We start from the raw sequence: 20722 nt of genomic DNA on the forward strand, positions 1-20722 counted from the left end.
CTAGGTAACGGCAAAAATTCTTGAAAGTAACAAAGATAAAGGCAAAAGTAATAAAACCAGCAGTCCCAAATACCAGTGGGTAAAACCGGCTACCCAACAGGCATCCATAACAATGAGGGATAAAACCCCGGCCATGACCGCCTTTTTAATATTCTGTGGGGAATTTTCCCTGTACGCGTTCAACAACGGTCTAAAAACCATAAAACCAAACAAGGCAATAAAGGGTAGGGACACCAAAATATGGTCTGTTTTCAGCGCAATGGTTATCGCGATAAAAGCCAATACCAAAACATATAATAAACCGGCGATCGCAATATGGTTTTTGTTATCACCATGGACCTCGCCCCTACTGATAAGCGTAATAGCGAAAATATAGATCATTGGTACCAAGGAAACCCACCACAGGTCCAATTGCCCCAAAATGGACATTCCCAATAATAGGTTCAGTGCCCTGCAAATTCCCATGACCAATGGCCCAAAAAAGGAATGCTTTTTGGCCAAGGCATCGTAGACAAGGATTGAAAATATCAAAATGCCGGCAATACCTCCACTTACCTGATGGACCGAAAATGCCAAGTAAAGCCCAAAAACAAATAATAATAAACCCCATATAACAGCCTGATTCTTTGGAATGAGTCCGCTGGGTATAGGTCTTTCCGGACGTTCGACAGCGTCCAATTTGGCATCAAAGACATCATTGAAAACCACGCCACCGGCATATAGGAACACCGATGCAAATACAAGCGACAAAATACCCTGCCCATTCACCGAAAAAAATTCCGGAATTCCAACAATGGTAGAAAAAAGTGCCAAAGCAATACCGGCAAAAATATCCGCTGCCGCGGTAGGTAAGTTGGCAGGTCTTGCCAACCTGGCAAAACCAATGATTTTTTTCACCATTCTAAGAGATTTGTTCGGAATCTATCCGAGGTGTCTGCCCCCTTAAAACGCTATTATCATTAAAAAGTTGTGATTGGTCGATTCCTTTTGGCTTCAACCAGTGTTCCTCCTTCATTCGTCCGTTTTTGCTGAACGCGTCCAAGGCGTTTTGATAGCAGGTCTTCACAACATCTTCACGTGAAATACCTCTTTTCAGCATCAAGGAAGCTGTTTTGGGTACGGCCAATGGGTCACTTACGCCCCAATCTGCTGAGCTATCCACAATAATGTTGTCGCTACCAAACTTGCGTACCACTTCAACCATGCGTTCATTGCCCATTTTTGTTTTGGGATAAATGGTAAATGCAGCAATAAAGCCCCTATCCAGAACCTCTTTAACGGTTTCCTCGTTATTATGGTCAATTATGACATTGGCAGGGTCCAATCCGTGTTCCAAGCATACCTCCATACTCTTGATGGTACCGGCTTTCTTATCCCTATGCGGTGTATGTACCTGGACCGTCATATCCAATTCCTTGGCCAGATCCAACTGCATCCTAAAGTATTTGTCTTCGGCAGGGGTTTGGTCGTCATATCCAATTTCCCCAATGGCCACCACATTCTCTTTGTGTAGGTACAGGGGAAGTAGCTCCACAACCTGCTCCGCTAAAGCTTCATTGTTAGCCTCTTTTGAATTTAAACCAATCGTACAGTAGTGCTTTATACCAAACTGGCTTGCCCTAAAAGGCTCCCAACCCACCAGACTGCTGAAATAATCCTGAAAAGAACCCACCTGCGTCCTAGGTTGTCCCAACCAAAACGAGGGTTCTATTATGGCTACGACTCCCGCTTGTTGCATGGCTTCATAATCATCTGTTGTTCTAGAGGACATGTGTACGTGCGGGTCAATAATCATCAATTTATCTTGCATTTTCTTTTAATTCTTTAAGTTATTCCAAGTTAGTGTTCCTTCTTCTATCTGCTGATTCAAGTCGGGTCTGCGATGCAGGATTTCCATGGCCTCGGCACTATCGGAATGATAACAGCACAAGGCTCCCGCCCTATTCTCGATCAGGTCCCCACTTTCCAATAAGCGTTCCATATCCTTTAGCAAAATCGGATTCAGAAACCTTGCGACCGGGCGCCAGAACATGGGGTCTATCTTCCTGGAGGCCGCCCATCGTTCGTGGGCGTAATCTGAAATGATTCTGGCTAAATCCACATTGGCACGTTCGTCTACAGACGGTATTTTCGAAAGATCTCTCTCCATAAACGCCGCCTTTAGGTACATCTGGTTCCATTGCTGGTCATTGAAGTACTTGGCCGGATAGGGGTTGTTCAAGGTAATGGCATCAAAAATGACCGATATATTTGTTCTAAGGGCTTCTACTGCCGTAAACTTGAACATTTCAGGATACGGCAAAAGGTCCAGAAACTTAAGAAAGGTCTCAAGTTCCGTAATATCAGCAACCTGAATGATATTGGCCACTTTGGACCCGTAGAAATCGGTATCGATTTCCATTACCTTCATAAGCAGGTAAATCCTAGCTACCTCCAAAAGGTTCGCATCACGCTCGGTTAAAAAGTTCAATACTTCGTCATCCGCACTATCTATTTGTAATTTGGTGTTTTTCCCAAATTTTGCGGCCAATAAACTATAGGACATGAAAAAGTCACGTACGGATTTGTCCGCTTCCAGTTTTTGTGTTTTTTCAGTCAGCCATTCCAATGACCCTGGATCCGCTTGGGCCCCAAGCGCTTCCTTAATCCGTTCGCTTACCTGCATTATTTGTATAATCTTATTTCTCCTTTCCCAAAAATAATTATTAAAACCCACAAAGCCCTATTTTTGCATCGCAAACAAGGTTAATAAGCGTTAAAATGATGTTAGGATTAAAATTGCCTACCGATCCAAGATGGGTAAATATCGTGGAAAAAAATATTGATGAAATTTTGACGGACCATGCATATTGTGAACAAAAGGCCGCCAGTACGGCCATATCCTTGATCGTTTCCTTTCCGGAATATACAGAATTGGTCGAAGAAATGGTAGCATTATCCCGGGAAGAAATGGGGCACTTTAAAATGGTACACGACCTAATTTTGGAACGTGGGCAAAAACTAGGGAGGGATAGAAAGGACGAATATGTTTTGGAACTGCTCAAATTTTTTCCAAAAGGTGGAAGCCGAACCACTCAATTGATACACCGTCTTTTGTATGCCGCCCTCATTGAGGCCCGAAGCTGTGAACGGTTTAGACTATTGTCCGAAGAACTACCCGATAAAAAATTGGCCGATTTCTATCACAAACTCATGATCAGCGAAGCAGGGCATTATACCATGTTCCTAAAATTCGCCCGAAAATATGGCGACAGAAAAGAGGTGGACCAAAAATGGCAGGCCTTATTGGAATATGAAGCTGAAATCATGAAAAATCTCAGCAAATCAGAAAAGGTACATGGGTAAACCTCGCTATTGTTTACTTTTCCTTTAACTTTTTTACATAGTAATCGTAGGTTTCAAACTGTGAACGGTGTTTGGGTGTTCTAGACCTTCTATAAGCATTGTCTTGTTTCTCGGAAAAGACCCTGGCCTTTAAGTTGTCGCGCCAACAGATTTCAAAGGTATCCATCAATTCCTGTTTGATGTCCTCGTCATAAATGGGACAGCCTACTTCCACGCGATAATCCAGGTTTCTGGTCATCCAATCCGCTGAGGAAATGTAGACCTTTGGGTTGCCTGCATTGGCAAAGACGAAAAGTCGGGTATGTTCCAAAAACTTATCAACGATACTAATAGCCTCAATATTCTCGCTCATGCCCTTTACTCCAGGTACCAAACAGCAAATACCCCTAACGATTAACTGAATCTTGACCCCTGCCCTACTTGCTTCATACAGTTTATCCACCATTTCATAAGATGTAAAGCTGTTCATCTTTATTTTTATATAGGCTTCCTTACCCACAATGGCATTGGCAATTTCCTGTTCTATGAGCTTGTGAAATACTTTTTTGGTATAATGGGGCGATACTATTAGATGTTTATACTTGTTTATCTTATAGGTCGTTTCAAAGAAATCGAAGACCTTATTCAACTCCTTTAATATGGGCGGGTGGGAAGTAAACAATGTATAATCCGTATATATTTTGGCGGTCGATTCATTAAAGTTACCAGTGCTTATAAATCCATATCGCTTGAGTCCCTCATCCTCTTCACGTTCAATCAAACATATTTTACTATGAACTTTAAGACCAGGTACCCCAAATATTAGTTTAACCCCTTCGGCCTGTAATTGCTCCGCATACTCAATGTTGGCCTGCTCGTCAAACCTGGCCTGAAGTTCAATTTGAACCGTTACCTGTTTTCCGTTTTTCACGGCATTGATAAGTGATGCCGCCACTTGGGAGTTGTTGGCCAAGCGATAAACCGTTATCTTGATAGTCCGCACTTTTGGATCTAGGGCAGCTTCCCTCAAAAACTTAAGTATATAGGTAAATGTATGATAAGGTGAGTACTGTAAGTAATCCTTGTGGGTTATACTCTCCAAAATACTCCCTTCAATACTAAGTCCCTTTACGGGCAGAGGCCTAATTTTATCATACAATAAATCGTTCCTGTCCAAACTTGGAAACCCCATGTAATCCCTTTTATTATGATACCTACCCCCTGGGATTACACTATCCGTATCCTCAATCTGCATTTTCTCCTTAAGGAATGCCAAAGTGTCCTTGGCAATACTTTTATCGTACACAAAACGAACCGGGTCGCTTATTTTTCTATGCTCCACACTTAGGGAAATCTTTTCTATAAAGCTCTTACTAAGGTCATTGTCCATATCCAACTCTGCATCCCTGGTTATCTTGATCATGTGCGCGGAAATGGATTCATATTCGAACATGGTAAAAATATTGCTCAGACAATATCTTATCAAATCATCCAGAATAATGATGTAATTCTTATCACCTTCCTTGGGCAAAACCACAAAACGGTCTATCCCTTTGGGAATCTCTATAAGGGCAAAACGTTTTTCCTTTTTTACATTGACACCCTTGATTATCATTTTAACCGCCAAATAGGCAGCAGTGTCCTTTAGGGTAGGAAATCGTGTCAAGTCATTGAGTATGATGGTCATGAGCTGGGGACTCACGTTTTGAAGAAAATATTCCTTAACAAATTCCTTTTGATTTTTGTTCAGTGCAGTTTCCCTTATGATAAAAATGTTTTCACGCTCCAGTTCCTCCTCTATTTGCTTTAGGATGACCAAACTTTTGCTCTGCTGACGGATTACGATTTCTGTAATCTCTTCCAGAAGGTCTTTAGCCTTTTCCCCTCCCAAAACACTCTTTCCGGTCTTTCCGGCTTCAACGATTCTTTTCACCGTTGCATACCTAACCTTGAAGAACTCGTCCAGATTATTTGAGAAAATACCTAGAAAACGTAGGCGCTCAATGAGCGGTACATTCTTATCCGCACTTTCCTGGAGTACGCGCTCGTTAAACCATAACCAACTTATCTCTCTATTAACGTACTGATTATTATATTTTACCATTATTTCAATTGCTTAGGGAAAATCGTTTCTATTGTTTTGCCTTGGGATATTTCCGCCCAAGAATCTTCTTTGAATTGTATGTGGACAAAACCACTTGTGGGAACGTTTTCAATATAGGAATCTCCAAGGGAATTTACTAAATGGGTGAAGGCGTGATTGTGCCCAAAAATCATAATCGCATCTAGACTGTCATCTGTTTTCTTGACAAAATCCATAACCTGATCTCCTGAAAAATCATATAAATCCGTAGAAATTTGAAACTTGGCCAACGGATATTTTAAGTTCCGCAAACATATCATGGCCGTGTGCAATGCCCTGTTCGCTGGGCTTGAAAACACAAAGTCCGGTTTTATTTGTCCTTTTGATAGTTTACTTCCTACCAAATGTGCATCATTTATTCCCCTTTGAGCGAGAGGTCTGTCCTGATCTCCAACATTGAGTTCCCAAGATGATTTTCCATGACGCATGAATAGTAAGTTCTTCATTTTCTTTATGCTTAAGGTGCTAGCCGTTCCATTTTCCAGTCCCAATCCTCTTGTAGTGTAAATAGGATCCTATCGTGCAATCTGTTTGGTCTACCTTGCCAAAACTCAATGGATATGGGTTTCACTAGATAACCGCCCCAGTGATCGGGTCTGGGCACTTCCTTATTTTTATATTCTTCCTCGAGTTTTCTTAGCTCTTCTTCCAATTGATCCCTGGATGAAATAACACTACTTTGGTTGGAGACCAACGCCCCTAGCTGGCTTCCTTTTGGTCGGGATTCAAAATAACCGTCGGAAAGATTTTCGGCAACCTTCTCGGCCCTACCTTTTATGATAACTTGTCGTTCCATATTGGGCCAAAAAAAGGAAATACAAATGTTTGGGTTAGCAGCAATGGCCTTTCCCTTTTCACTTGTATAATTTGTATAGAATATAAAGCCCTCATGGTTAAAGCGCTTTAGCAATACCACCCGGCTTTTGGGAAAACCATCCAGACCAATCGTGGAAACGGTCATGGCATTGGGCTCATCAACACCCTCGGAAGCCTCTACCTCATGAAACCATGTCTTGAATAGTTGCATGGGGTTATCAGAGATACAATCCTCCATCAAGGCGCTTTTCTCATAAGATTTCCGATAGTTCCCTAAGTCTTTCTGCATATTCTAATCTGAAAAAACAAGATACTCAAAGATCAATAAAAATAACAAGACCCCAAAAGCTTTAATCACCTTTGGGGTCTTATTAAACAATTAAATTTAACCTATTCAGCTCTTTTAAAACTCATTTGGGTCTGTACAGGTGCATCGGCAGGATATGAAATATAATACAAGGTCAATGTTTCGTTCTTTATGGAAAACCGATTCCCATAAGCTTCTCCATTTATTTGGATGGTCTCAGGCTTCGGCTTAAATCCTTTTTCCCAAGAAGTATTTTCAAAAACCCTCATGAAAACACTATCGTTGTTAACTTCAAAAGTTCCTTTATTCTCGGATTGCCCCATTAGTTTATTTGGGTTCTCATCCTTAAAACCATAGTAATTCACTTTATAGGTGTAGGTTCCATCCAACTCGAAGGTATGCAAAGTCTCCACATCGAAATACCGATAATCCTCCCGTATACCGCCACTAGGTATTTCATCGATACGGTTCCAAGTCCCGATGATAGCACTACCTCGAAACTCCGCGGTTATTCCATCTTCTTTTTCACAAGAAATCGATGTAAACAATAGAAATATGAAAGTCAATAAAATGGTATTCTTCATGCCAATATTTATAAGAAGATATTCCTATTAACCTTTGGTTGCGTGCATGATTTAAATAAACTCGAAAGATTTGCCATCATCTGCCAATTCCACCTGATCAAAAACCTGGAAAGCCTCTTCCTTAAAAGCTTCGATGGAGGTGTATCGGGTGGAATAATGCCCCAAAATCAATTTACCTACGGAAGCTTCCTTTGCTATTTTTGCCGCTTGTTTGGCCGTACTATGCTTTGTTTTTTTTGCCAAATCTGTTTCCGATTCCAAAAAAGTAGCCTCATGATATAAACAATCAACACCCTTGATTAGCGGAACAATATCAGGATTATAGGCCGTATCGCTACAGAAGGCGTATGAAGTAGGTGCGGGAGGATCAAAAGTCAATGCTTTATTGGGAATGATTTCGCCTATTTCAGTAACGATATCCTTTCCCTTCTTAATGATGTTGTAATAGGCCCTATCAATTTCATAATACTTAACGGCCTCCACGTTCAACTTCCTTTCGCCCGGTTTTTCACTGAATAAAAATCCATTGGTATAGACCCTATGATCTAAAGGTATGGTACGAACGCATACGTTGGGATCCTCAAAAATAAGTTCGCTTTCAGCTGAAGTCAATTCATGAAAATGCAAGGGATAGTTGGTCCAGGAATCCCCAAGTTTTAACAACAAGGTAATGGCCTCCTTAATTCCTTTGGGGCCATAAATGTTTAGTTTCTTTTCCCTTCCCAATAATCGGAACGTAGAAATCAAACCAGGAAGTCCAAAGAAATGGTCTCCGTGCAAATGGGAAATAAATATGTGATTGATTCTTGAAAATTTTATCCCATGTCTGCGCAGCTGAACCTGGGTGCCTTCACCACAATCTATTAGAAACATATGGTTCTTGACCTCCAATACCTGAGAGGTTGGATTGGTCAATATTCTGGGCGTGGCGGCATAACAACCTAATATGGTCAATTTCAAAGCTCCAAATCCCTTTCTATCTCATCCATTTCAATTATATCCTTCGCCTCCTGTAAGGTTGGTGCGACAATGATTTCATCGGGGACCTCGTTATAGCTTACCTTATCCGTAACGATTACAAAGGATCTACCCGATTTTCGATGTTTATTGGAAATTTCCAAAAACTCCATAACATCCCCAGAAGTCAATTTATCGAATGTAAATAGGTTGATTATGAGATTATCGTTTCTCACCTCCGAATATTTTTCATCCAGGTTTTTTAAAAAGATGGAAAGTGATTTTTTTTCCTGATATATTATGGTTGTAGTTCCGTCCTTATCAAAAATCATAAAGCCTATTGTTTAATCTTTGAAGCTAACAAATAAATCACTGCCATACGCACCGCGACTCCATTTTCTACTTGATTGAGTATGATAGACTGTTTGGAATCTGCCACATCGCTCGTTATTTCCACGCCGCGGTTGATAGGACCGGGATGCATGATAACGATTTCCTTGTCCAAACTATCCAAGAGTCTTTTATTCACCCCAAACTGTTGTGTGTACTCCCGTGTCGTTGGAAAGTAGCTGATATCCAAACGTTCGTTTTGTATACGCAACATATTGGCTACATCGCACCATTCCAACGCCTTTCTCAAATCCATCTCCACCCCTACCCCTAAGGATTCCACATACTTGGGAATCAATGTTTTTGGACCGCAAACCTTCACGTTTGCCCCTTGAAGTTTCAACGCAAATATGTTGGAAAGTGCCACCCTTGAGTGCAAAATATCACCTACGATAACGACGTTTTTGCCTGCTACATCCCCTAATTTCTCCCGAATGGAAAAAGAATCCAGCAAGGCCTGGGTGGGATGCTCATGAGCACCGTCACCGGCGTTTATGATCGATGCCTTTACATGTTTGGCCAAAAAGATACCTGCTCCGGGATTGGGATGCCTCATCACTACCATATCCACTTTCATGGATAAAATATTGTTTACAGTATCGATAAGGGTTTCTCCTTTTTTAACCGAGGACTGACTTGCGGAAAAGTTGAGCACATCCGCAGAAAGCCTTTTTTCTGCAAGCTCGAAGGACAATTTCGTCCGGGTGCTATTTTCAAAAAATATATTGGCGATGGTGATGTCCCTGAGTGAAGGCACTTTTTTAATGGACCTGTTGATGACCTCCTTAAAATGATCCGCTGTTTCAAAAATGAGCTGAATATCCGACTCGTTCAAATATTTAATTCCTAGCAAGTGATTTACACTCAGTTCGCTCATTTTAATTACCTATTTATCAAGTATATTAAGTCCTCCCCATCATTTTCCTTCCACATCACCTTTACCTTCTCATTGTCTATGGCGTCCACTTGCCTTCCCCGATAATTGGGCTGTATGGGTAGATGCCTACTAAAACGCCGATCTATTAAAGTCAATAACTCCACCTCTTTGGGTCTCCCAAAAGACTGTAAAGCTGTCAATGCGGCATTGATGCTTCTTCCCGTATACAGTACGTCGTCAATCAACACCACCTTTTTGTCCTCAATCAAAAAGTTGATTTTCGTCTTGGTCGCTTCCAAAGTCTTCTCGCCCCTTCTAAAATCGTCCCTATAAAAGGTAATATCCAAAAAACCTAAATCTATGTGCTTCACCTTATATTCTTTCAATAGAATTTTAACCAATCTTTCAGCAACATAAATTCCCCTGGGTTGTATCCCAATGAGTACAGTATCTTTAAAATCTTCATGATTTTCAAGCAGTTGACAGGCCAAACGGTGAAGGATGATGTTTATTTCCTTGGAAGAGAGTAAGACTTTTTGACCCATAGTTCGTAAGACATGCTTTGAACGCGACAAAAATAGGGAATAAACTTCAAATAGTCAGACAACATTTTTTATTCAATTTTGCGTGGTAACCCAGTATAAGATTGAAAACCGAAACTAAAAATACTAAGCCCTGAATTTGACAATGATTATATAAAATTAAAATGGCTTCCTATCTCAATGATTCTTGGAATTAAGAAAGTTGAGATTTTTAGTAAAAATCTTGTTAAAATACCAATTAAATATCCTATAAATTTATAATTTGTTAAGCATCAATCATATTTAATATTTTGGAACAGGCCGTGGCCAATGCTGATGAACCCCGAAGGTTTTTTAGCAAAACTACATCATCGGGCGGCAAGGCATGATCGATTAAAAACAACAAATTCCAGCATTATGAAGAAAATTGTCCCTACGATTATTTTAGGCCTCCTAACCATTTTTTTGGTCCAGTCCTATTCGGAAATTTCCCAAGAGTATGTTTTGCTGGAAAAAATAAAGACCAGGCTCGTTGACTACAGGCAGAATCTTGCCCCGGAAAAAACCTACCTGCATACGGACAAGGACGTTTATACCAATGGCGATACCATATGGTTCAAGACCTATCTTCTTGATGGGATAACACACGACATTTCAAGTAAAAGCAAAGTGGTCTATGTGGACTTGGTAAATGAACAGGAAAGTGTCGTGGCACAACGGAAGTTGTTCGTTGACGAAAAAAGCGTTGCAGGGGATATTCAAATAGACGAGAAAATCCCCCAGGGAAATTACACGCTGCGTTCCTATACCAAATATATGCTCAATGAAGAGGAACCTGTTATATTCGAAAAGGAGATTCCCATAATCGTCCAAAAATTGGAACAAGGTCCCACCCTGGACAGCTCAATGCCAAATAGGGCCTTCGAGGGGTTTGGGGCCACTACGCCAACATCAATTTCAGGTATCCCCAAAATCAAATTCTATCCCGAAGGTGGCGATTTGGTCACAGGCCTTCCAGGTACCCTTGGTATGGAAGTATTGGACGATAACGGAAACGGTGTTGCCATAGAGGGCGAGATCAGAAGTTCCGATAACGAGGTCGTGACCACCTTTGAGAGCCATGAATTTGGTTTGGGAAGGGTTCGCTTCATCCCAAGGGAGGGCAAACAATACCATGCCAGTTTCAATATCGATGGGAAGGAACATAGCTATCCCGTGCCACAGGCAATTCCCTCAGGATATCTGCTCAACATCCAGAACAGGGAGGACCACTTATTGGTCCAAGTGGCCAGTAGCCCTGACCGTACTTTGGAGGGTACCCTTTTGGTAGGCCATCTGCGTGGAGATCTCATTTTCAAAAGAATCGGGGAGCCTTCGGACAAATCGTCCTATGCCACAAGGATTTTTACCAGCGAGCTAAGGGATGGCGTGGCGCATTTTACGTTGTTCGCAAGCAATGGAGAGCCTCTTGCAGAACGGTTGGTATATGTAGACCACCCCGACAACGATGCACAGATGGCTTTATCCGCCCCGGCCAAAGTTTATGGGAAAAGGGAAAAGGTGAATCTGGACGTGGTTCTGACCGATGCGGACGGCAGCCCGTTGAAAGGGGACTTCTCCGTGGGGGTCGTTTCCAAAAATGGCATTGACCAAAGCCATGCCAACTCATTTAAAAGTTGGCTGCTCCTCAATTCCGATTTGGGAGGAAGGATTGCAAATCCAGATTATTTCTTCGAGGACGGTTCCAAGCACCGTAGGTTTTTGTTGGACGCACTTATGCTTACACGGGGTTGGCGAAGGTTCGTTTGGAAGGACATGCTTTCGGACAGTTTGGCGCGGTTGCCAAAAATTTCCCCGGAAAAAGGTATCATGGTACATGGAAAGACCACTAAGTTTAAACTACCGAATAGACCAAAGGAGACATCCGTTACCCTGAATCTATACTGGGTCGATCTGATCAATTCAAAGCAAAAAACCAATGAGCAAGGCCAATTCTCATTCGGGCCCTTTTATTTTACGGATAGCCTGGAGGCCACGGTAGAAGCACATGATTCCCTTGCTAAATGGGACTCGAAAAAAAGTAATTTTTCCATTGCCCTAGATGAACAATGGCCAAGGGTGGCCACAACGACAAAGGGCCAACAGGCCCAAAACACGATTCAACTATTAAGGGAATACGCCAAGGAAGAATACCAAAGAAAGGTTACGGATTATATGTACGACCCGGTCGGCGTGACCCAATTGGAAGAGGTAACGGTCACCGATAAGGACAAAAGGTTGACCAGACACCAAATGGCGACAAAGGCCAATCCAATGTCTAAAATGACCACAGGGCCATTTTCAAGTCGGCTTTTCAGGGAAGATGTAACTGGGAACGAAGCAATGAGCGTTATGGATTTAATGGCTAGAGTACCAGGCATATTAGTTAAAGGAGCATTTCCCAATCAAGAACTTTTTATTCCTGCATCCTTAGGAGGAGGTCCCCCGTTGATTCTTGTAGATGGTACAACTACAACAGTAGATTTTCTGCAACAATTACGGGCGATTGAAATAGAGTTTGTAGATGTTGTTAAAGGACCAGATTCGTCTCTTTTTGGTTCAAGAGGAGCTGGCGGTATCATTGCCATTTATACGAACAAGTCCTACGAAGAACTGGTTAATCAAGAAATATACCCGGGAGTGGTTTCCTTTACAATACCCGGCTTTTATAAAACGAGGGAATTCTATGCCCCTGACTATTACGAAGAAGACCCAAAAAAACCTGATTATCGTACGACCCTGTATTGGAATCCGGATTTGGCCTTTAGCGATGCAGGGCTATCCAACATCGATTTCTTTACTGGGGACAAAACCGGAATGTTCCAGGTAAGGGTGGAAGGCATCACACAGGACGGCAGGCCCATGGCCGGTCTATATGATATTGAAGTGGTGGAGTAGATACATGCTTCCAACTAGGTATTTATGAATCAAATAAAGTAGCTATAATAAAAAAACCTTGACCATATGGTCAAGGTTTTTATAAGAAGTCTAAAAAAGAAAATTACTTCTTCTTTTTGGAATCCGCTTCCATTTTATCCTTTAACGCTTGCAATGCATCGTTGGCATCCCCTAAAGTTGGTTTTGCCTCGTCTGCTGCTGTTGCCTGTCTTTGGGCCGCTGCTTTTACGTTGCGTTGTTCCTCTTCCCTAAAAATAGCGGTGTGGCTAGCTACAACACGCTTGAAGTCTTTGTTGAACTCAATAATCTTGAATTCTGCTTCATCGCCTTTGCCTAGTTTTTTACCATCTTCCTTTTCAAGGTGACGCTGTGGAATGAATGCTGTGATATCCTCGTTAAAGTCTATGGTAGCACCTTTATCCACGACATCTGTAATAGTCGCTTTGTGTACAGTTCCTACTGCAAACTCCGTTTCGTATTTATCCCATGGATTTTCAGTAGTTTGTTTGTGGCCCAAGCTCAATTTACGCCCATCAACATCCAATTCCAGAACCTCAACCTCTAACGTATCACCAACATTGGTGAACTCGGAAGGATGTTTGATTTTCTTGGTCCAAGAAAGATCGGAGATATAAATTAAACCGTCAATACCTTCTTCCAACTCAACAAAAACTCCAAAGTTGGTAAAGTTTCGTACGATTCCTTTGTGCCTTGAACCTACAGGATATTTGGAAGTGATATCGGTCCATGGGTCAGGAGTCAACTGCTTGATGCCCAAAGACATCTTACGATCTTCCCTATCCAAGGTCAATACAACCGCTTCAACCTCGTCCCCAACCTTTACGAAATCCTGAGCGGAACGTAAGTGTGTGGACCAAGACATTTCAGAAACGTGGATCAAACCTTCAACACCTTCAACAACTTCTATAAATGCACCGTAGTCTGCAATAACAACTACTTTACCTTTAACCTTATCGCCAACCTTAATTTCATCACTTAGGGCCTCCCAAGGATGTTTTTCCAATTGCTTAAGACCTAGCTGAATTCTTGATTTGTTTTCATCAAAATCAAGGATTACAACATTCAATTTTTGATCTAGTTCAACAACCTCGTTCGGGTGGTTGATCCTGCTCCAAGAAAGGTCGGTAATATGTACAAGACCATCAACGCCTCCAAGATCGATAAAGACACCGTAGGAAGTAATGTTCTTAACGACACCTTCCAACACTTGTCCTTTCTCCAATTGGCTGATGATTTCCTTTTTCTGTTCTTCAATATCAGCTTCAATAAGTGCTTTGTGCGAAACAACAACGTTCTTAAACTCGTGGTTGATCTTAACAACCTTGAACTCCATTGTTTTGTTCACATATTGATCGTAGTCCCTAATCGGCTTCACATCGATTTGAGAACCTGGCAAGAACGCCTCAATACCAAATACATCCACGATCATACCACCTTTGGTCCTGCATTTTACAAAACCGGATACGATTTCCTCTTTGTCATGAGCGGCATTTACCCTGTCCCAAGCTTTGATGGTACGTGCCTTTCTGTGAGACAAAACCAACTGTCCGCTTTTGTCCTCACGGATGTCAATCAAGACCTCAACCTTGTCACCAACCTTCAAATTAGGGTTGTAACGGAACTCGTTCAAGGAAATAACCCCTTCAGACTTGGCATTTATATCGATAATCGCCTCCCTGTCGGTTAAATAAACTACCGTACCTTCCACTACTTCCTCATCGGCAGTATCCACGAAATTTTCGGCAACCAATTCTTCAAACTCCTTTAGCTTGGAATCGTCTACCCTTTCGATTCCCTGCTCGTATTTTTCCCAATTAAAATTTTCCAAAAACTCCTGTGGGTCCTGCTTAGGGGTTTCCTGTGCAGCTTCTTGTGTAGTAGCATCTGTAGTTTCTTCTACTTCCGCTGTTGTTTTTTCTTCAGCCATTTGCTGATTAAAGATTTGTATTCCATAACCCAATCAAGATCTAAGCAATGGCCATGAAAGTTGTTAAATTTATTTGTTTTTATCCCTTTTCTATCTTGATTCTCTTGCTAAAAAAGGAGTGCAAAAATACAACTAAATTCCTTAATACACAATATGTTGTAGGGCATCTAATACGCAGGTTTCAGTATTTTTTGTTTTTTGGAAGGTTTTGCTCAAATATTAGTACCTTCACCGCATAAATATTAACCGTTAAATTGTTATAAATTATGAGTGTAAAGGCAAAGTATCAACCAGTTTTAGACCTTGGGGAACAACTTGGTATCAAGGATGGAAATGTGACCGTTGAAGGTGATATCCTAAAGGTAAAAGGAATGGCGAAAACCCAATATGAGAAAAACATTATTTGGGACAAAATAAAGGAAATTGGAGGTGAAAGCCCATCCGATATAAAAGCGAACATTACCGTGGAGGACGATTCCGTTTATCATAGACATACCGTTAAAAGCGGCGAATCCCTAAGCAAAATCGCAAAGCACTATTATGGAGACCCCATGAAATACAAACAAATTTTCGAGGCCAATACCGGTATATTGAAAAATCCAGATCTAATACACCCAGATCAGGTTTTGGTCATCCCAAATTTGTAAGGATGTTTCCTTGAAGAAAAAAACCGTTAGTCTTCCTGACGGTTTTTTTATTGGTTCTTCTCGATCACTCGAAGCACATGTTCATAGATGCGCTCAAATTGCTGCACCAATCCCATATCACTATTATCAAATTCTATGGCACCCTCCGCTTTTGTTAGCGGTGAGGTTTCTCTATGGGAATCAATGTAGTCCCTTTTTTGAACGTTCTCCAAAATATCCGCATATGTTATATCCTCGCCCCGATCCAAGAGTTCCTTGTAGCGTCTCACCGCCCTTTTTTCTGGACTGGCGGTCATGAAAATTTTAAGTTCCGCTTCGGGAAAAACGACGGTTCCAATATCCCTGCCATCCATGACCACGCCCTTATCCTTGCCCATATCCTGTTGTAGGGCAACCAGTCTGGTCCTTACTTCCTTAATCTCGGCGACCTGACTTACATTTTTTGAAACGTCTAAGGTCCTTATTTTCCTCTCTACATTCTCATCATTCAAGTACATTTCGGCAAAGCCCAAATGGGGATTGAACACAAACTTTAATACAATGCTGTCCAAATCCTTGATGAGACCATCTTTATCAATTTGACCATCCTCAACAAAACCATTTTCCATTGCATACAGCGTGACGGCCCTATACATGGCCCCTGTATCTACATACACATATTCCAGTTTTTTGGCCAGCTGTTTCGCCAAGGTGCTTTTACCCGTTGAAGAAAATCCGTCAATGGCAATAGTGATTTTGTTCATTGTATAAATATAGTTGAAAAAACCCGCTATAGCTTTTTGGCGTTCTTTACTTTTTGGTTCGTAATTGCAATATCGATGACTTCGGACATTTCCGTAACATAATGGAACTTTAGCCCTTTTAAATAGGATTCCTTTATTTCCTTGATGTCACGCTCATTTTCCGCACAAAGGATAATTTCCTTTATACGCGCCCTTTTTGCCGCAAGAATTTTTTCCTTAATGCCACCAACGGGCAATACCTTACCACGTAGTGTAATCTCCCCGGTCATGGCCAAACTTTTCTTGATTCGCTTTTGGGTGAATAAAGACACCAAGGATGTCAACATGGTAATACCCGCACTGGGGCCGTCCTTTGGAGTGGCCCCTTCCGGCACATGAATATGTACGTTGTACTTCTCAAATATAGAGGGGTCTATACCAAACCTCTGGGCATTGGATTTAATATATTCCATGGCAATGGTGGCTGATTCCTTCATCACCTTACCTAGATTACCCGTTATACTTAAATTGCCCTTTCCTTGTGACAATATGGATTCTATAAAGAGGATATCCCCACCAACACTGGTCCAGGCCAAACCGGTAACCACACCGGCCACTTCATTGTTCTCATATTTGCTGCGTTCCATTTTTGGCGCACCCAAAACTTCTTCTACATCCGTATTGCTAATCTTCACATTGTATTGTTCTTCCGTGGCAATGGATTTTGCGGCATAGCGAACCATTTTTGCGATTTGCTTCTCCAAAGAGCGCACACCGGATTCCCTGGTATAACCTTCGACAATTTTGTCCAACTGGGGTTTTCCAATTTTCAGGTGGGTCGAGTTCAAACCATGCTCCTCCAATTGTTTGGGCAGCAAATGTCTTTTTGCTATTTCCACCTTTTCCTCTATGGTATAACCGCTAACATTGATAATCTCCATTCGATCCCTTAAAGCGGGCTGTATATTCCCCAGATTGTTCGCGGTAGCCACGAACATCACCTTGGATAGATCATAACCCATTTCCAGGAAGTTGTCATAAAAATCGTTGTTCTGTTCAGGATCCAGAACCTCCAGCATTGCTGAGGAAGGGTCTCCTTGATGGCTATTGGACAGCTTATCGATCTCATCCAAAATAAAGACAGGATTGGAAGTACCCGCCTTTTTAAGATTTTGAACAATTCTACCGGGCATAGCTCCTATATATGTTTTTCTATGCCCGCGAATTTCAGCCTCATCGCGTAGACCACCCAAGGACATACGCACATATTTTCGGCCCAAGGCCTCGGCAATGGATTTTCCCAAAGAGGTTTTACCCACACCTGGAGGTCCATATAGGCAAAGTATGGGAGATTTCATATCGTTTCGCAGTTTTAAAACCGCCAGATACTCTATGATTCTTCTTTTAACGTCCTCAAGTCCATAATGATCCCTGTTGAGGATGCGTTCCGCACGTTTTAAATCGAATTTATCCTTGGAAAACTTATTCCATGGCAAATCCAACAGCAGGTCCAGATAGTTTCTTTGAATGGAATATTCCGCCACTTGCGGGTTCATTCGCTGCATTTTGGCAAGTTCCTTTTCAAAATGCTCCTTTACTTTTTTACCCCACTTTTTCTTTTTCGCACGCTCGCGCATTTCCTCCAGTTCCTCATCATAAGAAACCCCGCCAAGTTCCTCTTGGATGGTCTTCATCTGTTGATGGAGAAAATATTCACGCTGTTGCTGGTCCAAATCGCTGCGCACCTTGGACTGAATATCGTTTTTCAACTCCAATTTCTGGAGCTCGATGTTCATATATTTTAATGTGGCCAATGCCCTATCCTGCAAGTTCCCAATTTCCAATAACTCCTGTTTCTCCTTTACTGGTAAATTGAGGTTGGAGGAAACAAAGTTTATCAAAAAGGAATCGCTCTGGATATTTTTAATGGCGAAAGAAGCTTCACTTGGAATATTTGGATTGTCCCTAATTATCCTCAAGGCCAAATCCTTAATGGAATCGATGATCGCCAAAAATTCACTGCTCCCCTTATCCGGCCTAATTTCATCGGTTTCACGCACAGTTGCCGTGATATATGGCTTTTTGGTCAATACTTCCGCGATCTCAAAACGTTTTTTCCCTTGGATAATTACGGTTGTATTCCCATCGGGCATCTGCAATACCCGTAAAATACGGGCAACCGTACCCAACGTATTGATATCCTTGATATCTGGGTTTTCCGTTTCCTCATCCTTTTGGGACACCACCCCTATCACTTTACTACCGTTATTGGCATCCTTTATCAATTGGATGGACTTGTCCCTTCCGGCGGTAATTGGAATTACGACACCGGGAAACAAAACCGTATTCCTAAGGGGTAGGATAGGTAAGGTTTCGGGCAATTCCTCACTATTCATTTGCTCCTCGTCCTCTGCGGTAAGCAACGGAATTAACTCGGAATCCTGATCGATGCCCTGTAAAGACATATTGTCAAAATTTGAAAATTTAGAATCTTCCATACTTATATATCGGTCATTCTGTCATTAAACAGCGTACACTTTTTTTATCGTTCAAAATTCAAAAACCCTCGAAAGACCATGCTTACAGGGTTTTTGTCGTTTTAATTGTCTTTCTATGCCCTATTCATTTCAATTCCTGTGCCATTTATATAGTAACCTATATTGTATTTCTTGGTTACTATAAAACAAAGGATACAATTACTAAAGTTCTCTTATGACCCTGCACGGATTGCCAAAGGCAAGCGTATTATCCGGTATGTTCTTGGTGACGACACTTCCTGCCCCAATAGTAACATTTTCACCTACGATAACCCCGGGACAAATAACGGTGTTGCCGCCAATCCAGACATTATCGCCAATTGTTACGGGCAAACTTTTAGTTATATAGGGCGCACCGTCATTCTTATTTGCCAATATCCTCTCAGAGGCCCTTAAAGGATGGGAAGCCGTATAAATCTGAACGTAAGGTGCTATGAGCACATTTTTTCCAATGCTAATCTTATTATTGTCCAAAAAGGTGCAGTTCATATTCACGAAAGTGCCTTCATCAATCGAAATATTATTCCCATATTCACAAAAGAAAGGAGATTCTATCCATACCCCTTTTCCTATATTCTCAAAAAGTTGGGATAAGATTTCTTGGCGTTCCAACACTAGTTCAGCATCCAAATCGTTGAACTTCTTGACTAGACTTCTTGCACTAAAATACCTCTCCAAAAGTTCAGGATCCCTGGAATTATAGACCTTTCCCTGAAGCATTTTTTCCCTTTCCGTCATCGCGTAAATTTATTGTTGGTCCAAATTTAGTATGTAACAAAATTTAATTTATAAAAACTTTTCGGTCAAAACTGTAACAATAGGTAAATTGAGTCATCTCTTAGACAAACCAATCACTTTTTGAGCCAAAGTAAGGTACATATTGATGATTTATTGCAATCGTGCAAGGAAGGTAAGCAAAGTGCACAACTAGAGGTTTACAATAGGTACTACAAAGCTATGTACAACACTGCTTTGCGAATTGTAAAACATAGTGCAGAGGCCGAAGACATTATGCAGGAGTCGTTTTTGAACGCGTTTACGAAACTGGATACTTTTAGGGGCGAGGTTACTTTTGGAGCATGGCTTAGGAGAATTGTAGTGAACAACAGTATTTACCATTACAAAAAGCAACGGAAAAAGAATGAAGTTGCGCTGGACGATTTAATGTACAAGGTCGAAGATAATGACGGAATTGCTTCGGATCATGTGTTTGCTGAACAAAAGGCTCAAAAAGTAATGGAAACCATGAAACGCTTAAAAGACAATTACAGAATTTCTTTGACCTTACATTTGATCGAGGGTTACGACTACGAGGAAATTAGTTCCATAATGAATATGAGCTATGCCAATTGTAGGACCACCATTTCAAGGGCAAAGGAAAGTCTTAGAAAAGAATTATTAATTGCGAACTGATGGAAAAAGATAATCTAGAGGATTTGTTCAAAACACTACAAGGCCGTTTTGATACGGAAGAACCAGCATTGGGGCACCAAGAACGTTTTTTGGCCAAAATGAACAAGGCAAATCAAACCGTTGCATTGTCCAAAACGCACTTCAATTGGTGGAAACCTTTGTCCATAGCGGCTTCCATGGCGCTTTTGGTTGCATTGGCGTATGGAGCGATGGATTCTAATCCCAGTTTGGAGGAGCAAGTAGCTGAAATCTCGCCCGAAGCGGCCAATACCCAGTTTTACTTTGCAAGTCTCATCGAGCAGCAAGTAAAGGAGTTGGAAGCTGAGGAAACCCCTGAAACAAGGAAAATAATTTCAGACACCATGGACCAGCTTAAAAAACTGGAACAGGACTATAAAATGTTGGAAAATGAGTTGTTAAACGGGGGTAACAGCAAATTAATACTAAGTGCCATGATTACCAATTTCCAGACAAGGATCGACTTGCTGAACGACGTTTTAAACCAAATCGAAACTATTAAAAATTTAAAAAATTACGATAATGAAATGAACCAAAATATTCTTTGATCTATCAAAGACCAATAAACGGTTCATTGCTTT

General features: G+C 41.4%; 20 protein-coding genes. 5 read left to right on the top strand and 15 right to left on the bottom strand.

Translation table 11 applies throughout. From position 1 onward, the window contains the following. The 3 genes from eboC to BFP75_RS19570 are packed head-to-tail and all read right to left on the bottom strand — an operon-like array spanning position 1 to position 2716. Positions 1-900 (bottom strand): UbiA-like protein EboC, encoded by a 900-nt coding sequence (eboC, locus tag BFP75_RS19560; protein WP_099547012.1) that lies wholly within the window; start codon positions 898-900, stop codon positions 1-3. A gap of 1 nt (position 901) precedes the next feature. After that, positions 902-1810: a TatD family hydrolase gene (locus BFP75_RS19565; RefSeq protein ID WP_099547013.1), complete on the bottom strand. Its 909-nt coding sequence runs from the start codon at positions 1808-1810 to the stop codon at positions 902-904. A 6-nt stretch (positions 1811-1816) separates the two neighbouring features. Beyond that, positions 1817-2716, bottom strand: a complete 900-nt coding sequence (locus tag BFP75_RS19570) for an EboA domain-containing protein (RefSeq protein WP_123803514.1) — start codon at positions 2714-2716, stop codon at positions 1817-1819. Positions 2717-2763: 47 nt separating this feature from the next. Between BFP75_RS19570 and BFP75_RS19575 the strand changes: the two genes are divergently transcribed. Then, the gene (locus BFP75_RS19575; RefSeq protein WP_099547090.1) at positions 2764-3345 is read left to right on the top strand and encodes a tRNA-(ms[2]io[6]A)-hydroxylase; all 582 of its coding nucleotides are present in this window, start codon (positions 2764-2766) and stop codon (positions 3343-3345) included. Positions 3346-3358: 13 nt separating this feature from the next. On the opposite strand, the gene ppk1 is transcribed toward BFP75_RS19575, so the two are convergent. The 8 genes from ppk1 to pyrR all read right to left on the bottom strand — a co-directional run bounded on the left by ppk1 (position 3359) and on the right by pyrR (position 9943). Continuing rightward, positions 3359-5428 (bottom strand): polyphosphate kinase 1, encoded by a 2070-nt coding sequence (gene ppk1 / locus BFP75_RS19580; protein WP_099547015.1) that lies wholly within the window; start codon positions 5426-5428, stop codon positions 3359-3361. Next, positions 5428-5913 carry a SixA phosphatase family protein gene (locus tag BFP75_RS19585; protein ID WP_099547091.1) on the bottom strand — a complete coding sequence of 162 codons (486 nt, stop codon included), beginning with the start codon at positions 5911-5913 and terminating at the stop codon, positions 5428-5430. The genes ppk1 and BFP75_RS19585 overlap by 1 nt, the downstream gene beginning before the upstream one ends. Before the next feature lie 11 nt (positions 5914-5924). After that, complete coding sequence (gene pdxH, locus BFP75_RS19590; RefSeq protein WP_099547016.1) at positions 5925-6572, bottom strand: pyridoxamine 5'-phosphate oxidase; 648 nt, start codon at positions 6570-6572, stop codon at positions 5925-5927. 101 nt (positions 6573-6673) lie between these two features. Continuing rightward, positions 6674-7174: a hypothetical protein gene (locus BFP75_RS19595; protein ID WP_099547017.1), complete on the bottom strand. Its 501-nt coding sequence runs from the start codon at positions 7172-7174 to the stop codon at positions 6674-6676. A 51-nt stretch (positions 7175-7225) separates the two neighbouring features. Then, positions 7226-8134 carry a ribonuclease Z gene (locus tag BFP75_RS19600; protein ID WP_099547018.1) on the bottom strand — a complete coding sequence of 303 codons (909 nt, stop codon included), beginning with the start codon at positions 8132-8134 and terminating at the stop codon, positions 7226-7228. Beyond that, the gene (locus tag BFP75_RS19605) at positions 8131-8463 is read right to left on the bottom strand and encodes a ribonuclease Z (protein ID WP_099547019.1); all 333 of its coding nucleotides are present in this window, start codon (positions 8461-8463) and stop codon (positions 8131-8133) included. Before BFP75_RS19605 ends, BFP75_RS19600 begins: the two co-directional genes overlap by 4 nt. 5 nt (positions 8464-8468) lie before the next feature. Next, positions 8469-9398 (bottom strand): aspartate carbamoyltransferase catalytic subunit, encoded by a 930-nt coding sequence (locus BFP75_RS19610; RefSeq protein WP_099547020.1) that lies wholly within the window; start codon positions 9396-9398, stop codon positions 8469-8471. A 5-nt stretch (positions 9399-9403) separates the two neighbouring features. Next, positions 9404-9943 carry a bifunctional pyr operon transcriptional regulator/uracil phosphoribosyltransferase PyrR gene (gene pyrR, locus BFP75_RS19615; protein WP_099547021.1) on the bottom strand — a complete coding sequence of 180 codons (540 nt, stop codon included), beginning with the start codon at positions 9941-9943 and terminating at the stop codon, positions 9404-9406. Between the two features lie 393 nt (positions 9944-10336). Between pyrR and BFP75_RS19620 the strand changes: the two genes are divergently transcribed. Then, on the top strand, positions 10337-12856 hold the full coding sequence (locus BFP75_RS19620; protein WP_165776645.1) for a Plug domain-containing protein: 2520 nt from the start codon (positions 10337-10339) through the stop codon (positions 12854-12856). 103 nt (positions 12857-12959) lie between these two features. Here the strand turns inward: BFP75_RS19620 and rpsA are convergent, their stop codons facing one another. Continuing rightward, positions 12960-14804 carry a 30S ribosomal protein S1 gene (gene rpsA, locus BFP75_RS19625; RefSeq protein ID WP_099547092.1) on the bottom strand — a complete coding sequence of 615 codons (1845 nt, stop codon included), beginning with the start codon at positions 14802-14804 and terminating at the stop codon, positions 12960-12962. A gap of 266 nt (positions 14805-15070) precedes the next feature. On the opposite strand from rpsA, the gene BFP75_RS19630 reads away from it, so the two are divergent. Further along, positions 15071-15451: a LysM peptidoglycan-binding domain-containing protein gene (locus tag BFP75_RS19630; protein WP_099547023.1), complete on the top strand. Its 381-nt coding sequence runs from the start codon at positions 15071-15073 to the stop codon at positions 15449-15451. A 47-nt stretch (positions 15452-15498) separates the two neighbouring features. Here the strand turns inward: BFP75_RS19630 and cmk are convergent, their stop codons facing one another. From cmk to BFP75_RS19645, 3 genes are all read right to left on the bottom strand, one after another. Continuing rightward, positions 15499-16194, bottom strand: coding sequence for a (d)CMP kinase (gene cmk, locus BFP75_RS19635; protein WP_099547024.1), 696 nt, complete (start codon positions 16192-16194; stop codon positions 15499-15501). Positions 16195-16220: 26 nt separating this feature from the next. Further along, positions 16221-18671: an endopeptidase La gene (gene lon / locus BFP75_RS19640; protein WP_099547025.1), complete on the bottom strand. Its 2451-nt coding sequence runs from the start codon at positions 18669-18671 to the stop codon at positions 16221-16223. A 201-nt stretch (positions 18672-18872) separates the two neighbouring features. Further along, complete coding sequence (locus BFP75_RS19645) at positions 18873-19448, bottom strand: sugar O-acetyltransferase (RefSeq protein ID WP_099547026.1); 576 nt, start codon at positions 19446-19448, stop codon at positions 18873-18875. A gap of 120 nt (positions 19449-19568) precedes the next feature. Between BFP75_RS19645 and BFP75_RS19650 the strand changes: the two genes are divergently transcribed. Both BFP75_RS19650 and BFP75_RS19655 read left to right on the top strand, forming a co-directional pair. Next, positions 19569-20123, top strand: coding sequence for an RNA polymerase sigma factor (locus BFP75_RS19650; protein ID WP_099547027.1), 555 nt, complete (start codon positions 19569-19571; stop codon positions 20121-20123). Beyond that, positions 20123-20689 carry a hypothetical protein gene (locus tag BFP75_RS19655; protein ID WP_099547028.1) on the top strand — a complete coding sequence of 189 codons (567 nt, stop codon included), beginning with the start codon at positions 20123-20125 and terminating at the stop codon, positions 20687-20689. Before BFP75_RS19650 ends, BFP75_RS19655 begins: the two co-directional genes overlap by 1 nt. Positions 20690-20722: the final 33 nt, after the last annotated feature.

The organism is Maribacter sp. 4G9, from assembly GCF_002742265.1.
Taxonomy (GTDB): Bacteria; Bacteroidota; Bacteroidia; order Flavobacteriales; family Flavobacteriaceae; genus Maribacter.

What these genes read in the sequence shown, in the direction of transcription:
- eboC (WP_099547012.1), bottom strand. Translation starts at nt 900, where the DNA reads ATGGTGAAAAAAATCATTGGTTTTGCCAGGTTGGCAAGACCTGCCAAC.
- BFP75_RS19565 (WP_099547013.1), bottom strand. Translation starts at nt 1,810, where the DNA reads ATGCAAGATAAATTGATGATTATTGACCCGCACGTACACATGTCCTCT.
- BFP75_RS19575 (WP_099547090.1), top strand. Translation starts at nt 2,764, where the DNA reads ATGTTAGGATTAAAATTGCCTACCGATCCAAGATGGGTAAATATCGTG.
- ppk1 (WP_099547015.1), bottom strand. Translation starts at nt 5,428, where the DNA reads ATGGTAAAATATAATAATCAGTACGTTAATAGAGAGATAAGTTGGTTA.
- BFP75_RS19585 (WP_099547091.1), bottom strand. Translation starts at nt 5,913, where the DNA reads ATGAAGAACTTACTATTCATGCGTCATGGAAAATCATCTTGGGAACTC.
- pdxH (WP_099547016.1), bottom strand. Translation starts at nt 6,572, where the DNA reads ATGCAGAAAGACTTAGGGAACTATCGGAAATCTTATGAGAAAAGCGCC.
- BFP75_RS19595 (WP_099547017.1), bottom strand. Translation starts at nt 7,174, where the DNA reads ATGAAGAATACCATTTTATTGACTTTCATATTTCTATTGTTTACATCG.
- BFP75_RS19605 (WP_099547019.1), bottom strand. Translation starts at nt 8,463, where the DNA reads ATGATTTTTGATAAGGACGGAACTACAACCATAATATATCAGGAAAAA.
- BFP75_RS19610 (WP_099547020.1), bottom strand. Translation starts at nt 9,398, where the DNA reads ATGAGCGAACTGAGTGTAAATCACTTGCTAGGAATTAAATATTTGAAC.
- pyrR (WP_099547021.1), bottom strand. Translation starts at nt 9,943, where the DNA reads ATGGGTCAAAAAGTCTTACTCTCTTCCAAGGAAATAAACATCATCCTT.
- BFP75_RS19620 (WP_165776645.1), top strand. Translation starts at nt 10,337, where the DNA reads ATGAAGAAAATTGTCCCTACGATTATTTTAGGCCTCCTAACCATTTTT.
- rpsA (WP_099547092.1), bottom strand. Translation starts at nt 14,804, where the DNA reads ATGGCTGAAGAAAAAACAACAGCGGAAGTAGAAGAAACTACAGATGCT.
- BFP75_RS19630 (WP_099547023.1), top strand. Translation starts at nt 15,071, where the DNA reads ATGAGTGTAAAGGCAAAGTATCAACCAGTTTTAGACCTTGGGGAACAA.
- cmk (WP_099547024.1), bottom strand. Translation starts at nt 16,194, where the DNA reads ATGAACAAAATCACTATTGCCATTGACGGATTTTCTTCAACGGGTAAA.
- lon (WP_099547025.1), bottom strand. Translation starts at nt 18,671, where the DNA reads ATGGAAGATTCTAAATTTTCAAATTTTGACAATATGTCTTTACAGGGC.
- BFP75_RS19645 (WP_099547026.1), bottom strand. Translation starts at nt 19,448, where the DNA reads ATGACGGAAAGGGAAAAAATGCTTCAGGGAAAGGTCTATAATTCCAGG.
- BFP75_RS19655 (WP_099547028.1), top strand. Translation starts at nt 20,123, where the DNA reads ATGGAAAAAGATAATCTAGAGGATTTGTTCAAAACACTACAAGGCCGT.